Source organism: Cognatundibacterium luofuense (assembly GCF_018139685.1).
Taxonomy (GTDB): domain Bacteria; phylum Pseudomonadota; class Gammaproteobacteria; order Burkholderiales; family Burkholderiaceae_D; genus Undibacterium; species Undibacterium luofuense.
This window is the reverse complement of the sequence record NZ_JAGSPN010000006.1, coordinates 67,150-82,854: the sequence shown is the minus strand read 5'-3', so window position 1 is coordinate 82,854 and position 15,705 is coordinate 67,150. Positions and strand designations below refer to the sequence as shown.

Here is a 15,705-nt window from a genome sequence, read left to right as displayed (position 1 = left end):
ATTTTTATTCTGCCAGACGGGCCTGAATGAACGCAGCCATCTCAGCAACCGGTACATGCACAGCCTCGCCGCCACGACGCGCCACATATTCCAGTTTGCCTTCTTTCAGACCACGGTCACCGACCACGACGCGGTGCGGTACACCGATCAGTTCCCAGTCTGCAAACATCGCGCCCGGACGTTCACCACGGTCATCCAGAATCACATCCACACCCGCAGCCAGCAGCGCCTGATACAGGTTCTCTGTTTCTGTACGCACAGCTTCGCTGCGATCCATACCCATAGGGCAAATCACCACTTCAAACGGCGCAATCGCTGTTGGCCAGATGATGCCTTTGTCATCGTAATTCTGCTCAATCGCTGCGCCCAGAATACGGGTCACGCCAATACCGTAGCAACCCATTTGCAGCAATTGTGGTTTACCGTTTTCATCGAGGAAGGTGGCTTTCATATCTTCCGAATAACGGGTACCGAGCTGGAATACGTGACCGACTTCGATACCGCGCTGGATTGCCAGTACGCCTTTACCATCCGGTGACGGATCACCGGCAACGACATTACGCAGATCAGCAACAACTGGTTCCGGCAGATCGCGGCCCCAGTTCACACCGGTCAGGTGATAGCCCTCTTCGTTGGCGCCGCAGACAAAATCTGCCATGTTTGCAACGGTGCGGTCCGCTACCAGATTCACTGGTTTGACCGTACCGACCGGGCCGAGATAACCAGGTTTGCAACCAAAATATTCAACAATTTCAGATTCCGACGCAAAACGGAAATTGGCCAGACCGGCAACTTTGCTGACTTTGACTTCATTCAGTTCATGATCGCCGCGCAGCAGTAACAGCCAGATTTGTTTTTCTTTGCCTTCGTCAGCATCCACTGCCAGCACGATGGATTTCACGGTTGCAGTCAGCGGCAGATTCAGTAATGCAGCGACGTCTTCGCATTTTTCTTTGCCCGGCGTTGCGGTTTTTGTCATTGCTGCAGAGGCGGCAGCGCGGCTGTCGCTGAGCGCCAGCGCTTCTGCTGCTTCCATATTCGCAGCGTAATCCGAGGTCGGGCAGTACACCAGTGCGTCTTCACCGGTTTCTGCGATCACGTGGAACTCATGCGAGCCGGAACCACCGATGGCACCGTTATCCGCTGCAACTGCACGGAACTGCAGGCCAAAGCGCTGGAAAATGCTGGTGTAAGCGTCGTACATGATCTGGTACGATTTTTTCAGGCCGTCGGTATCACGATCAAACGAATACGCATCCTTCATCGTGAATTCGCGGCCACGCATCAGACCGAAGCGCGGACGGCGTTCGTCACGGAATTTGGTCTGGATATGATAGAAGTTCACCGGTAACTGACGGTAAGAGCGGATTTCGCTGCGCACGACATCGGTGATCGCTTCTTCGGAAGTCGGCTGGATGATGAAATCGCGGCCGTGGCGGTCTTTCACGCGCATCAGTTCCGGGCCCATTTTGTCCCAGCGGCCAGTTTCCTGCCACAGTTCAGCCGGTTGCACGACCGGCATCAGCATTTCAATTGCGCCCGCGCGGTTCATTTCTTCGCGGATGATATTTTCCACTTTACGAATAATGCGCAGGCCCATCGGCATGTAGTTATAGATGCCGGAACCCAGACGTTTAATCATACCGGCGCGCATCATCAGTTTGTGGCTGATGATTTCTGCATCAGCCGGTGCTTCTTTTAAAGTTGAAATAAAAAATCGTGTAGCTCGCATGGCAGTGATTCTTTTTAAATGGAAGGTTATAATCAACTCAATTTTAAAGGATTAGTTGGCTAATGCGCCGACTTCTTTACGCGCAACATGATGGAAATTCGGAATTACATGATTGTTTTCAGACCTCCTGAGCACTGGCCGCAGACCTGAACGGCCTGGCCACGCATTACCCGCGTAGAGAAAGTTGCACAATTAGTCACAGAAAGTATTGAGGTTAACTATGCTAGACCGTGAAGGCTTTCGCCCTAACGTAGGCATAATTTTGCTGAACGCCAACAATCAGGTGTGGTGGGGCAAGCGGGTACGTGAACATTCATGGCAATTTCCGCAAGGCGGCATCAAATATGGTGAATCGCCGGAACAGGCTATGTTTCGTGAGCTGGAAGAAGAAACCGGCCTGTTACCACAGCATGTGAAAATCATCGGCCGCACCCGCGACTGGCTGCGCTATGAAGTGCCGGATCATTTCATTAAACGTGAAGTGCGTGGCCATTACCGTGGTCAGAAGCAAATCTGGTTTCTGCTGCGCATGCTGGGACGTGACTGCGACGTGAATCTGCGCGCTTCCGACCATCCGGAATTCGATGCATGGCGCTGGCATGAATACTGGGTACCGCTGGATGTGGTGATTGAATTCAAGCGCGGCGTCTATCAGCTGGCGCTGCAGGAATTATCCCGCTTCCTGAATCGCCCCGATCACGCACGTCAGCGTCGTCAGCACCATCAGCAGCGCACACCGCGCATCCCCACCAATACCAACCGGCCGGTAACTGAGGCCACGCCCGAGGAGGCAGGTCAGGAATGAAATCTTCCCGCTTTTCTGTAATTCGCTGCGCACTGCTGGCAGCTGTATTTGGCGCTGCACTGCAGGTTCCTGCGCAGGCTGAAGATGAAAAAGAATGGACTGAAGCAGCGCTGCAATTACCTGCCGCGCCAGCCGCAGATGCTTTACTGACCTTCCATCAGACCGGCACGATCCAGTTTCAGATTGATGCCAACTCGCTCAGTATCGCAGCAGATGGCACCATCCGTTACACACTGGTTGCCACCAGTTCTGCCGGTGCGCGCAATGTGAGTTACGAAGGCTTGCGCTGTTCCACGTATGAGAAAAAACTGTTTGCGTTTGGTCGCCCTGACGGCAGTTGGTCAAATGCGCGTCGCGCAGACTGGACACGGATTTCACAAACCGATGCGAACAAGCAGCATCATGTGCTGTACACCGAGTATTTATGCGATGGCAATACGATTGCCGGTAAAGTGCCGGAGATGATCCAGCGCTTAAAAGGCCAGCGTTATCCGCAAAAGAAAATCTGACACGGTCGGCAAGACATGTCAGCAAACCGTTCCCGCCTCCGGCCGGAACGGTTTTTTATTGTCGTTATGCGTGCTGACATTATGCAGAACGCCGCATCAGGCATTTACGGAGCGCCAGAGTTTCTGCCGACGACCGCCGGATCGCTATGCCAGAATCCGCATTTGAGGTGTTTTTGGCCGTTTTTTGGCCTTCTTGACCATTACCAGGCAGCTTTCAGTTCGTTCAACAGCTTCCCGGCCTGCCGCCTTTACAGCAACACCAGATTGTCGCGATGGATCAGTTCAGGTTCTTCAATGAAACCCAGTATCGCCGCGATGTCAGACGAAGGTTTGCGCAAAATACGGCGCGCATCCGAACTGGCGTAATTGCATAAACCACGCGCCACTGGCTGCCCCTGACTATCGAGACAAGTCACCACCGCACCGCGGCTGAACTCGCCCTGCACTGCAGTCACGCCGATCGGCAGCAGGGATTTGCCTTCACGCGTCAGCTTGGCAACGGCACCATCATCCAGTGTCAGGCTGCCTGCCGTTTGCAAATGATCTGCCATCCACTGCTTACGTGCCGCCAGTGGTGCAGTCGCTGCATGTAATTGCGTGCCGATCGCCTCGCCGGCCGCCAGTCTTTGCAGCACTGCGGTTTCACGACCACAGGCAATCACCGTACTGGCACCGGATTTCGCAGCACGTTTCGCCGCCAGAATTTTCGTCAGCATGCCGCCGCGTCCGAGGCTGCTGCCTGCGCCGCCGGCCATCGCTTCCAGTGCAGGATCACCGGCACGGCCTTCGCGCACCAGTTGTGCATCCGGCACTTTGCGCGGATCGGCGGTGTACAGGCCGGTCTGATCCGTCAGAATCACCAGCGCATCCGCTTCAATCAGATTCGCCACCAGTGCCCCGAGCGTATCGTTATCACCGAATTTGATTTCATCTGTGACCACGGTATCGTTTTCATTGATGACCGGCACCACACCCAGTCCCAGTAGCGTAAACAGCGTGGAACGGGCATTCAGATAACGTTCGCGGTCTGCCAGATCAGCATGGGTCAGCAGAATCTGCGCGGTACGCATGCCGAATGCAGCGAAACAGGTTTCGTAAATCTGGGCCAGTCCCATCTGACCGACTGCCGCGCAAGCTTGCAATTCATGAATCGCTGTCGGCCTGCGGGCAAACCCCAGCCGCTGCCGTCCTTCGGCAATCGCACCGGAACTGACCAGCACGACTTCTTTACCGGCTGCGCGCAGCGCGGCAATCTGCTGTGCCCAGTTCGCAATCGCTCGCTGATCCAGCCCCTGCCCGTCATTGGTCACCAGTGACGACCCCACTTTAATAATGATGCGTTTTGCCTGCTGTATCACTGCACTCATTGCTCACCTGTTATTGTCTTACTTTATTCAGAAACACCGATTAATTACTGAATTATATTTCAATTTAGCCGAAAATTTTTAGCACAAATTAGAAATCTGCTGCATTCCTGATCATAAAACCGGTGCATTCTGCATGACAGTGGCAATAAAAAACCCGGCACATGGCCGGGTTTTGAAAGTACTGGCAACGAACATCAGTCGTTGATGACTTTGAAGCGGGGATCATCCGGATCAATCGACAGAATGCCCTGCGCTTCTTCACGCATTTTGGTTTCCTGCGCACGGTGCGCAACCGCACGGGTTTCCTGCAGATACAGATAAATTGCCTGTACCAGCTCTTCGCAACCTTCGCGGCTCAGCGCGGAAATTTCAAATACCGGGCCTTTCCAGCCGAAACGTTTGACGAAATCTTTTACACGTTTCTTACGATCATCTGCGCTCAGCACGTCCAGCTTGTTCAGCACCAGCCAGCGCGGTTTATCGTGCAGGCTGTCATCATATTTACGCAATTCTTTGACCAGCGCCTTGGCTTCTTTGACCGGATCCACATCAGCGTCAAACGGTGCCAGATCAACAATGTGCAGCAGCAAACCGGTACGCTGCAAATGCTTCAGGAACTGGATACCGAGACCGGCACCATCGGCAGCACCTTCGATCAGACCAGGAATATCCGCAATCACGAAACTCTTTTCATGACTGACACGCACCATACCCAGATTCGGATGCAGTGTAGTGAACGGGTAATCTGCAATCTTAGGGCGGGCATTCGATACCGCTGTGATGAAGGTCGATTTACCGGCATTTGGCATACCGAGCAGGCCAACGTCAGCCAGCACTTTCAGTTCCAGCTGCAGTTCGCGGCGTTCACCTTCTTTACCTTCCGTCTTCTGACGCGGTGCACGGTTAGTTGAGGTTTTAAAATGGATGTTACCCCAGCCACCTTCACCACCGCGTGCCAGCAACACTTCCTGACCGTGTTCAGTCAGATCAGCAATCACTTCATCGGTGTTGCGGTCAGTAATCAGAGTGCCGACCGGCATACGCAGATACACATCATCTGCGCCACGGCCATAGCAATCCGAACCGCGGCCGTTTTCACCGCGACCAGCACGGTGCAGCTTGGAATAACGGTAATCGACCAGCGTGTTGATATTACGGTCAGCGATCGCATAAATACTGCCGCCGCGTCCGCCGTCACCGCCATCAGGGCCGCCGAAAGGACGGAATTTTTCACGGCAGAAAGAGGCAACACCATTGCCACCATCACCAGCGACGACTTCAATACGGGCTTCGTCAATAAATTTCATAATCTGTACCTAAAAAAGCTTATATAAATCCCTGAACCTGGTAAGCACACCGGATTTATAGAGGATTTCTTAAAACTAAAAAGGCCCTGCACAGGGCAGAGCCTTTTCATTGTAGTGGCTACAGCCGGATCCGGGTATATCCGGATTATGCTGCAACAACGATCGCGTATTGATGCTTTGCAGCACCTTTGATTGCGAACTTCACTGTGCCGTCTGTCAGTGCGAACAGAGTGTGGTCTTTACCCACACCAACGTTTTCACCTGCGTGAACACGTGTGCCGCGTTGACGAACGATAATGCCGCCAGCATTGATTTTTTGGCCGCCGTAAACTTTAACGCCAAGGCGTTTCGATTCTGAGTCACGACCGTTGCGCGTGGTGCCGCCGCCCTTTTTGTGTGCCATTTTTAATTAGCTCCTAAAAATAGTGTGATAACTTGCTGAATTAACCGTTGATAGCAACGATTTGCAGTTCAGTGTAGTTTTGGCGATGGCCCTGACGTTTCTGGTAGTGCTTACGACGACGCATTTTGAAAATACGTACTTTGTCGTGACGACCGTGGCTTACTACTGTAGCCAGCACCGTTGCACCTTCGACCAGCGGAGCACCAAATTTGATGGACTCACCTGCGCCCACTGCGAGCACCTGATCCAGAGTGATTTCGGCGCCGATGTCAGCTGGTATCTGTTCTACTTTGAGTTTTTCGCCAGCAGCAACTTTATACTGTTTGCCGCCGGTTTTTATGACCGCGTACATGGTTAACCTCGTATATAAATAATCTAGAAATTTTTCCTGCCAACAGTAAACTGCTCGCGGGAAAACGCGTGATTATACAGAGCCCAGAAAATCACGTCAAAACAAATTTGCGTATTTTTTGAGCAGTCCTCAGAGAAACCTTGTCGCTGATGTTGGTTTTTCAACCCGCAAACCGGCGAATCGCAAACCTGACGGATGCGAGAAGAGCAATTTTCAGCCCATCGTCGTATAATCTGCGCATTTCGAAATTCTTGCAGGTAAAGACCTTGTCTTCCCCCGTACAACCGAATCCGGTCGCCGATCTTATCGCGCCAGACCTGAATGCCGTGAACCAGGTAATCCGGCAACAACTCCATTCCGATGTCGCACTGGTTAGCCAGATTGCCGAATACATCATCAGCGCCGGCGGCAAACGCATCCGTCCTGTACTGGTATTACTGATGGCCAATGCCTGCAATTATCAGGGCAAGCATCATTATGATCTGGCAGCGATTGTGGAGTTTATCCATACAGCAACACTGCTGCATGATGATGTGGTTGATGAGTCCTCTCTGCGCCGTGGTCGCCAGACAGCCAATGCGCTGTTCGGCAATGCAGCCTCCGTACTGGTCGGCGACTTCCTGTATTCGCGCGCTTTCCAGATGATGGTCAACATCAACAGCATGCGCGTCATGCAGATCCTGGCCGATGCAACCAATGTGATTGCCGAAGGCGAAGTGCTGCAATTGCTGAATATGCACGATCCGGACGTCACTGAAGAGCGTTACCTGAAAGTCATCGAATCCAAAACGGCTAAGCTGTTTGAAGCCGCAGGTGAAATCGGTGCACTGATCGCCGGCGCGTCGGAAGAACAGATTCGTGCCGCCGGTGAATACGGCCGCTGCCTCGGTACTGCGTTCCAGTTGATCGACGATGTACTGGATTATTCCGGCAACTCGGAAGAAATCGGCAAAAACGTCGGCGATGATCTGCGCGAAGGCAAACCAACACTGCCGCTGATTTATCTGATGAAAAACGGTAGTGACGAAGAGCGCCAGCTGGTGCGTGACTGTATTGAGCAAGGCGATGAAAGCCGCTTCGCAGATATTCTGCAAGCCATCACACAATCCGGTGCACTGGATTACACCCGCAAAGAGGCAGAAGATGCGGCCGCACGTGCAGAAGCCGCGGTGTCAGTTTTACCCGAATCCGCATATAAAGATGCGCTGATACGTCTGAGCCGCTTCGCGGTCAGTCGCAATCACTGATTCTCTGGCTTTGAATCGGAAAAGGATGTCTGCGGACATCCTTTTTTATTTCCGTTTTACAAAATATCCGCCGGAAAGTTATTCAGAAAAAATTTCAGCTGCTATTTCTGATAACAGTACTGATCCGCGCTGAATGTGCGCCGATATTGCGTTATTTCACGATCCAGTTGTAAAAAAAAGTAGTATCTCTTTACAAATCCGGGCACTGGTTGCATTATCGTAAGGCAATCCTGCGCCCGCAGCACTCACCCTGTTCAGCAATCCGACCAGCACGGTCTGATCCGTTCTGCGCCTTCAGCGCATGCCATCAGACAGGCTAAACCGGTAGCGAAATGAAAGGCAGTGCCCAGGCGTCAGGCCAGTCCGGTCATTTCATCGCGCCTTAAAACAACCGCTTTGTCAGTACCGGACGACGCTTTTTGGTGATTTCCACATGCGTACCCGAACCGACAAAATTCAGTGCACATACTGCTCAGCTACGCTGCTGAATAAAACAGGCAATAGCGAAACACTAATGCGCCTGGACTTATGCGGCCCGGCTCACTCTTACTGATAGATCATTATGTCTGCCGTCCCACCGAATACCCCGACACAGAACGCAACACCCGGCCTGGCGCGCGCGCTGATGCAGGGCAATCTGCTTAACGCTGCACAGGTTGAAACCATCGTTAAAAAAGCAGGTGCAGAAAAGATTTCCTTTGTAGATGCCATGGTGCAATCCGGCGAATTACCGGCACGCGATCTGGCGACCTTCTGTTCAGAAACCTTCGGGTATCCGCTACTGGACATCAGCGCACTGAATGAAAGTATGCTGCCGGAGAAACTGGTCGAACTGAAGCTGGTGATCTCGCAAAAGATTTTGCCGATTGCAAAAAAAGGCAACAAGCTGTATCTGGCAGTTTCTGACCCAACCAACAATTCCGTGCTGGATCAGGTGAAATTTCAGAGCGGTCTGGCACTGGAACTGGTCATCGTGCATCACGATGTTCTGAGCAAAATTATTGAGAAAATCAGTAAATCTTCAGAACAGGCACTGAATGATTTAGGTAGTGATGATTTCGATGTCGACTTCAAGGAAGAAGATGTTGCCGCCGCCGTACCGGATACGCAGGCGAATGAAGTTGACGATGCACCTATCGTTAAATTTCTGACTAAAATGCTCATCGATGCAATCAATATGGGCGCATCCGATCTGCACTTCGAACCATTTGAAAAGTTTTATCGTATCCGCTTCCGTATTGACGGAGAACTTCGTGAAATCGCTCAGCCTCCGCTTTCCATTCGAGATAAACTGGCTTCACGTATCAAAGTCATTTCTAAATTAGATATTTCAGAAAAACGTGTTCCGCAAGATGGCCGGATGAAGTTAAATCTTGGCAGCAAATCGATCGACTTCCGTGTCAGTACGCTGCCAACGCTGTTCGGTGAAAAAATTGTAATGCGTATTCTGGATGCGTCTCAGGCGCAACTGGGCATTGACGCACTGGGCTATGAACCGTATCAGAAAGAAGTGCTGATGAATGCGATTCAGCGCCCTTATGGCATGGTGCTGGTTACAGGCCCAACAGGCTCGGGTAAAACGGTCTCGCTGTACACCTGTCTGAATGTGATTAATAAACCGGGTATTAATATTTCTACCGCTGAAGATCCGGCTGAGATCAATCTTCCGGGCATTAATCAGGTGAACGTTAACGATAAGGCTGGCCTGACATTCTCTGCGGCGCTGAAATCTTTCCTGCGTCAGGATCCTGACGTGATCATGGTTGGTGAGATTCGTGATCTGGAAACAGCCGATATTGCCATTAAAGCAGCGCAGACTGGTCATATGGTGTTCTCCACACTGCATACCAACGACGCACCGTCTACGCTGACCCGTCTGATGAATATGGGCGTTGCGCCTTTCAACATCGCATCGTCCGTTATTCTGATTACAGCCCAGCGTCTTGCACGCCGCTTGTGCACCTGCAAACAACCGATTGAAGTGCTGGATGAAGTATTGCTTGCCGCCGGTTTTAAAGAGGATGATCTGGATGGTTCCTGGAAGCCTTACGGTCCGGTTGGCTGCGAAAGATGTAACGGAACCGGTTACAAAGGCCGTGTTGGTATCTATCAACTGATGCCGATTTCAGAGGAAATTGAGCGTATCATTCTTTCCAATGGCACAGCGATGGAAATCGAAGAACAGTGTCAACGCGAGGGTGTGCGCAATCTGCGCCAGTCCGGTCTGGTAAAAGTCAAACAAGGCGTTACCAGTCTGGAAGAAGTCCTCGGATGTACTAACGAATAAGCGGAGCAAGGCAAATGGCAACCAATTCCGCCAAACCGGCGCGACAGAGCAAAGAAGTCCTGTACGCATGGGAAGGCAAAGATAAGTTCGGTAAAAAGGTTCAGGGCGAAATGCGCGCCGGTGGTCAGGCCATCGTGAATGCAACATTGCGTCGTCAGGGCATTCTGGTTACCAAACTGAAAAAGAAAAGTTACAGCTCCGGCAAACGTATTTCCGACACGGATATCACGCTGTTCACACGTCAGCTGGCCACCATGATGAAAGCCGGCGTACCGCTGCTGCAGTCTTTCGATATTGTTGCAAAAGGTAACGCCAATCCGTCTGTCTCCAAGCTGCTGATGGACATTCGCGGCGACGTGGAAACCGGTACCAGCCTGAATCAGGCCTTCCGCAAATATCCGCTGTATTTTGATGCCTTGTTCTGCAATCTGGTCGGTGCCGGTGAACAGGCCGGTATTCTGGAAGACTTGCTGACACGTCTGGCGCTGTACAAAGAAAAAACGCTGGCGATCAAAAAGAAAATTAAATCTGCGCTGACGTATCCGATTGCGATTCTGTCCGTGGCGTTTATTGTGACCGCGGTCATTATGATCTGGGTGGTACCAGCATTTAAGCAAGTGTTCACCAGTTTCGGTGCGGAACTTCCTGCGCCGACACTGTTTGTGATGGCATTGTCGGATTTCTTTGTCGCCAACTGGTATCTGATTTTTGGCGGTTTGTTCGGCGCTATTTACTTTTTCTTCCAGAGCTGGCGTCGCTCGGTTCCTATGCAAAGAGCCATGGACCGCATCCTGCTGCAGTTACCGATTTTCGGTGAAGTGATCCGCAAAGCAACGATCGCCCGCTGGACACGTACACTGGCTACGATGTTTGCTGCCGGTGTGCCGCTGGTGGAATCACTGGATTCCGTGGGTGGCGCATCGGGTAACGCGGTTTATCTTGATGCCACGATTAAAATTCAGACTGAAGTCAGTACCGGTACCAGTCTGACTGTTGCCATGCAGAATGCCGCCGTATTCCCGAATATGGTGACGCAGATGGTTGCCATCGGTGAAGAATCCGGTGCGCTGGATGCAATGCTGGGCAAGGTCGCAGACTTTTACGAAGAAGAAGTGGATGAGGCTGTCGCATCTTTATCGAGCCTGATGGAACCACTGATTATGGTGATTCTGGGTGTACTGATCGGTGGTCTGGTGGTTGCCATGTATCTGCCTATTTTCAAACTGGGTCAGGTTGTCTGATGTTCGAAGCTGTCTTTTTTCAGGCGCCGGGCGACTGGCTCAGCGCCATTTCGCTTGGCATCTTTGGTTTGCTGATCGGCAGTTTTCTGAATGTGGTGATACACCGGTATCCGCGCATCATTGATCGCGAATCGGAAAATGCTATTGCAGAATACCGCAATGAACCACTGCCGCATCAGGATGCCTATAACCTGGTAGTGCCGCGCTCTGCTTGTCCGCATTGCGGACATCAGATTACGGCGCTGGAAAATATTCCCGTCATAAGCTATCTGTTCCTGCGGGGAAAATGCAGCGAATGCAAAGCACCGATCTCGGTACGCTATCCGCTGGTGGAACTGGTGACAGGTCTCGCAACCGGCGGTCTGATCTGGATGCTGGGTAGTGGCATCGCCGGTATGGCGGCTGTGCTGTTCGTATTTTTCCTGATCACGCTGACGATGATTGATGCGGATGTGCAGCTACTACCGGACGATATGACCCTGTTGCTGTTGTGGATAGGCTTGCTGCTGAATACACAATCCGTTTTCACAAGTCCCGCAGATGCTGTTCTCGGCGCTGCAGCGGGATATCTTGCTTTGTGGCTGGTGAACGGCACATACAAACTCTTGAAAAAGCAGGATGGCTTTGGTCAGGGCGACTTCAAAATGCTGGCTGCACTCGGTGCATGGATGGGCTGGAAAATGCTGCCGCTGATTATTCTGCTGTCGTCCGCAACCGGTTCTGTGATCGGCATTACCCTGATCCTGATGTCACGTATGGGCTTTTCCACCCGCTTATCTTTTGGTCCATATCTGGCATTTGCCGGTCTGATCGCCTTGTTGTGGGGTGAGAAAATCGTGTCGGCTTATCTCGGAGTATTGCATTGACACGCTTTGCAGTCGGGCTGACCGGTGGTATCGGCAGCGGTAAAACCACGATTGCCAACTGGTTTGCGGATCAGGGTGCGACGCTGATTGATACCGATTTGATTGCGCATAGCCTGACCCGTCCCGGCGGGCTGGCGATGGATGCCGTCCGCCAGCAATTCGGATCGGCGTTTGTCGATGCAGACGGCGCAATGGATCGTGCAAAAATGCGGGAACTGGTGTTTCAACGTCCTGAAGCACGTCAGCAATTGCAAGCTATTCTGCATCCGCTTATCCGCTCCGAATGCGAACGCGAAGCGCTGACGGCAACCGGCGCTTATGTGATTTTTGTTGTGCCGCTGCTGGTGGAATCCGGCGGATGGCGTGAACGTGTTAACCGGATTCTGGTTGTCGACTGTCCTGAAACTTTGCAGCAACAACGCGTCATGCAAAGAAACGGTTTCAGCCGCGAACAGATCGAAGCCATTATGGCGACGCAGGCTCGTCGTACTGAGCGGCTGGCGGTTGCCGATGATGTTGTCGTGAACGATGTCCCCCTGACGGAAAATCTGCCGTTACTGACGAAGCTGCATCAGCATTATCTTGCACTGAGTCAGACAAACGTCTGAATTGAACACGCTCTGTGCAGGAATTCTGCATTGTCGTTTGTATTTTCTGACAGTATGGTTCAGAATCACGTCAGGTTGTGCTTAGCACCTTTTCACTTGTCAGGGATACTATTTTGATCGTCTACGAATACCCATTTAATGAGCGTATTCGCACGCTGTTGCGACTGGAAGACTTGTACGAAAAATTCCGTTTTTTTCTGCGTCAGTCTCACCATTTACAGCATCAGATTGCGCTGTCCACGATTTTCGAGATGCTCGAAGTCGCTGGTCGTGCCGATTTAAAATCGGATCTGCTGCAAGAACTGGAACGCCAGAAATCCACGCTGGTCAGCTTCCGTAATAATCCGAATGTGCAGTCTGAGATGCTGGACAATGTGATCGAAGAAGTCGATCAGGTCAGTTCTGCTTTGATGGCATGTACCGGCAAAACCGGTCAGCATATCCGCGAAAATGAGTGGCTGATGAGCATACGCGGCCGTACCATTATTCCCGGCGGGGCCTGTGAATTTGATTTACCCAGTTATCATGCCTGGCAGCACAAAACCCAGGAACAACGTGTGCGCGACATCGAACATTGGTTTGCGCCGGTTGCGCCATTATTTGCAGCAATTCAGGTCGTGCTGCGCTTGCTGCGCGAATCCGGCACCACGACACGTATGATTGCGCAGGCCGGCAGCTACCAGCAAATGCTGCAAGGCAAGGTGTATCAGCTGGTGCGCGTAACGCTGGCTGAAGATGCTGCTGCGATTCCTGAAATCGCTGCCAATAAATACATGCTGTGGATACGCTTCATGTGTCAGGATGGCGATGAAAAGCCGCGTGTGTTTGAATCCGACACTGCTTTTGATTTAACCCTTTGTAATTTCTGAGTTTTTCCTGATGGCGACTGTCGTTCAATGCCCTTGCTGTAAAAAAGATGTACCGTGGACACCTGAAAGTCTGTGGCGTCCTTTCTGTTCGGAACGCTGCAAGCAAGCTGATCTCGGTGCATGGGCGCAGGAAAAATACAGCATCCCTTCCACTGCTCAGCCTGATCCCGGTGAATTGCCGCCGGAATTGCAATAAGCCGTCATCCTCCCCCGATCTGTTTGCACACTGCAAATACGCAGCGTCTGCTCAGTCATCCGGCGCTGCAACCCACCAGCATTTTCGTACATCACCTGATTCTGCCAGTCAGAAAACTTCTGCTCAGTCTTCACGTCTGTACCACCTGATGATTCCTTGCTCAGTCGCGACAGACTGGCGTGAAGTCCGGAGTCCGCGCAATGCACTGCAGTATGGCTAAAAGTGCCTGAAATGCGGTGTTACGCATAGAAAAAGTGAGTGCTATCGCCGTTGTCGGTGAAAACAGCGGGCCTCCAGACCCCCTGTTATTGAACTGATGCTGATTTCTGCACAGCACTGAGGTTCAGCGGCTGTGCGGGATGCCGTACTTGCGCAGCTTGCCAGCCACCATAGAATGGGAAGTATTCAGACGCGCCGCCAGCTTGCGGCTGGATGGATAGTGCGGATACAACTGCTCCAGCAAACGGCGCTCGTAGCGCGCCATCGCATCGTCCCAGTCTTCATTGTCTGCAATACCGGGCTGATCGGTAGCGATACTGCCTTCCGCCCAGTCCAGATCCTGTGCTTCCAGCGTGCGGCGGTCAGACATCGTAATCGCACGGAACACCACATTCTGCAGTTGCCGCACATTGCCGGGCCAGCGATTCGCCAGCAGCGCGGCACAGGCGGAAGAATGCAGACGGCAGACCGGCTTTTGTGCCTGCGTACAGGCACCTTCGATGAAATGCCGGGCCAGCGGCAGAATATCGTCCGGCCGGTCGCGCAGCGCTGGCATATCCAGATGCAGCACATTCAGCCGGTAAAACAAATCTTCGCGGAACTGCCCTTCTCTGACCATCTGATGCAGGTTACGGTGTGTGGCGCTGATGATGCGCACATTGACGCGGATTTCCTTATCCCCGCCGATACGGCGGAATTTACCGTCATTCAGAAAACGCAGCAGCTTGGCTTGCAGATACAGCGACATCTCGCCGATTTCATCCAGAAACACGGTGCCGCCGTCTGCCATTTCAAACAGGCCGGGCTTGCCGCCTTTTTGCGCACCGGTGAATGCGCCCGGCATGTAGCCGAACAATTCGCTTTCCGCCAGACTTTCCGGCAAAGCCGCGCAATTCAGCTCCAGAAACGGCGCATTCGCGCGCGGGCTTACGCTGTGACAAGCCTGCGCCAGCAATTCTTTACCAGTACCGGTTTCGCCGGTAATCAGCAAAGGTGCATCGACTGCCGCCATCCGCAATGCGCGCGCTTTCAGTGCCCGCATTTGTTCGGAATCGCCGATGATCAGATCAAACCCATCAACGCTGGCATTTTGCAGCGCATGGATGTGACCACCGATACGCGATGGCGCGTGGAAAGTCAGCACCGCGCCGACTAAACGACTGAGCGGCGTTTGCACCGCCAGTTCCGGCTCGGACACCGGTTTCACATCCAGCAGAAACGGCTCGCCGCGCAGCCGGACTTCGCGGCTGGGCAAATGAAAACCGGACTGCAGCAATTCTTCCTGTAAGCCAGGCTCATCCAGAATATCGGCCAGCATCAGCTGACACAGGCTGGATTCCGGCAAACCGGTGACTGCGCTGGCAGCGGCATTTGCGACTACCAGTCTGGCTTGTCCGTCGACCGCCACGACCGGATCTTCCATCACCGCCATCATGGTATCCAGATGCAAACGGCGACGCACACCGGGCATCACATCAATGACTTGCAGGCCGGTCACGCCATCCACCTGCAGACAGGCTGCACGCAGATCATCCAGCATGCGCTCATGCAATTCGGGGCTGTCGATATAGATATGCGGCGGATCCACTTCCACCGCCACCACATTCAGTCTGCGGGTCGCCAGCACCGCCAGAATTTCATGGGCAATCCCTACCCGGTCACGGAAACAGATATCAATGCGCATGCGTTAAGTTCCC

The 15,705-nt window shown here is 52.6% G+C and carries 15 protein-coding genes; 9 read left to right on the top strand and 6 right to left on the bottom strand.

The genetic code is table 11. The features are described from left to right. Nucleotides 1–4: 4 nt before the first annotated feature. A complete protein-coding gene (locus tag KDM89_RS09735; protein ID WP_212687748.1) occupies nucleotides 5–1,732 on the bottom strand; it encodes a proline--tRNA ligase in 1,728 nt (575 codons plus the stop codon). A gap of 220 nt (nucleotides 1,733–1,952) precedes the next feature. Between KDM89_RS09735 and KDM89_RS09730 the strand changes: the two genes are divergently transcribed. Further along, on the top strand, nucleotides 1,953–2,537 hold the full coding sequence (locus KDM89_RS09730) for an RNA pyrophosphohydrolase (RefSeq protein WP_230427782.1): 585 nt from the start codon (nucleotides 1,953–1,955) through the stop codon (nucleotides 2,535–2,537). Then, nucleotides 2,534–3,046, top strand: coding sequence for a CNP1-like family protein (locus KDM89_RS09725; RefSeq protein ID WP_212687747.1), 513 nt, complete (start codon nucleotides 2,534–2,536; stop codon nucleotides 3,044–3,046). Before KDM89_RS09730 ends, KDM89_RS09725 begins: the two co-directional genes overlap by 4 nt. Nucleotides 3,047–3,294: 248 nt before the next feature. Here the strand turns inward: KDM89_RS09725 and proB are convergent, their stop codons facing one another. The 4 genes from proB to rplU all read right to left on the bottom strand — a co-directional run bounded on the left by proB (nucleotide 3,295) and on the right by rplU (nucleotide 6,475). Beyond that, nucleotides 3,295–4,413, bottom strand: coding sequence for a glutamate 5-kinase (gene proB / locus KDM89_RS09720; protein WP_212687746.1), 1,119 nt, complete (start codon nucleotides 4,411–4,413; stop codon nucleotides 3,295–3,297). Nucleotides 4,414–4,607: 194 nt separating this feature from the next. Beyond that, nucleotides 4,608–5,720, bottom strand: a complete 1,113-nt coding sequence (cgtA, locus tag KDM89_RS09715; protein WP_212687745.1) for an Obg family GTPase CgtA — start codon at nucleotides 5,718–5,720, stop codon at nucleotides 4,608–4,610. 145 nt (nucleotides 5,721–5,865) lie between these two features. After that, nucleotides 5,866–6,123 (bottom strand): 50S ribosomal protein L27, encoded by a 258-nt coding sequence (gene rpmA / locus KDM89_RS09710; protein WP_189357558.1) that lies wholly within the window; start codon nucleotides 6,121–6,123, stop codon nucleotides 5,866–5,868. 40 nt (nucleotides 6,124–6,163) lie between these two features. Continuing rightward, the gene (rplU, locus tag KDM89_RS09705) at nucleotides 6,164–6,475 is read right to left on the bottom strand and encodes a 50S ribosomal protein L21 (RefSeq protein ID WP_189357557.1); all 312 of its coding nucleotides are present in this window, start codon (nucleotides 6,473–6,475) and stop codon (nucleotides 6,164–6,166) included. A 266-nt stretch (nucleotides 6,476–6,741) separates the two neighbouring features. Between rplU and ispB the strand changes: the two genes are divergently transcribed. The 7 genes from ispB (at nucleotide 6,742) to KDM89_RS09670 (ending at nucleotide 13,789) form a co-directional block, all read left to right on the top strand. Continuing rightward, nucleotides 6,742–7,722 carry an octaprenyl diphosphate synthase gene (ispB, locus tag KDM89_RS09700; protein WP_268977859.1) on the top strand — a complete coding sequence of 327 codons (981 nt, stop codon included), beginning with the start codon at nucleotides 6,742–6,744 and terminating at the stop codon, nucleotides 7,720–7,722. 562 nt (nucleotides 7,723–8,284) lie between these two features. Continuing rightward, nucleotides 8,285–10,009, top strand: coding sequence for a type IV-A pilus assembly ATPase PilB (gene pilB / locus KDM89_RS09695; protein ID WP_212687743.1), 1,725 nt, complete (start codon nucleotides 8,285–8,287; stop codon nucleotides 10,007–10,009). Nucleotides 10,010–10,023: 14 nt separating this feature from the next. Next, the gene (locus KDM89_RS09690) at nucleotides 10,024–11,250 is read left to right on the top strand and encodes a type II secretion system F family protein (RefSeq protein WP_212687742.1); all 1,227 of its coding nucleotides are present in this window, start codon (nucleotides 10,024–10,026) and stop codon (nucleotides 11,248–11,250) included. After that, nucleotides 11,250–12,116, top strand: coding sequence for a prepilin peptidase (locus KDM89_RS09685; RefSeq protein ID WP_212687741.1), 867 nt, complete (start codon nucleotides 11,250–11,252; stop codon nucleotides 12,114–12,116). Before KDM89_RS09690 ends, KDM89_RS09685 begins: the two co-directional genes overlap by 1 nt. Next, nucleotides 12,113–12,724 (top strand): dephospho-CoA kinase, encoded by a 612-nt coding sequence (coaE, locus tag KDM89_RS09680; RefSeq protein WP_212687740.1) that lies wholly within the window; start codon nucleotides 12,113–12,115, stop codon nucleotides 12,722–12,724. Before KDM89_RS09685 ends, coaE begins: the two co-directional genes overlap by 4 nt. Before the next feature lie 113 nt (nucleotides 12,725–12,837). Next, nucleotides 12,838–13,593 (top strand): cell division protein ZapD, encoded by a 756-nt coding sequence (gene zapD / locus KDM89_RS09675; RefSeq protein ID WP_212687739.1) that lies wholly within the window; start codon nucleotides 12,838–12,840, stop codon nucleotides 13,591–13,593. Nucleotides 13,594–13,603: 10 nt separating this feature from the next. Next, the gene (locus tag KDM89_RS09670; protein ID WP_212687738.1) at nucleotides 13,604–13,789 is read left to right on the top strand and encodes a DNA gyrase inhibitor YacG; all 186 of its coding nucleotides are present in this window, start codon (nucleotides 13,604–13,606) and stop codon (nucleotides 13,787–13,789) included. A 343-nt stretch (nucleotides 13,790–14,132) separates the two neighbouring features. Here KDM89_RS09670 and KDM89_RS09665 read toward each other — a convergent pair whose 3' ends face one another. Continuing rightward, entirely contained in the window at nucleotides 14,133–15,692 is a 1,560-nt protein-coding gene (locus KDM89_RS09665) for a sigma-54-dependent transcriptional regulator (RefSeq protein ID WP_212687737.1), read from the bottom strand. Between the last annotated feature and the right edge of the window lie 13 nt (nucleotides 15,693–15,705).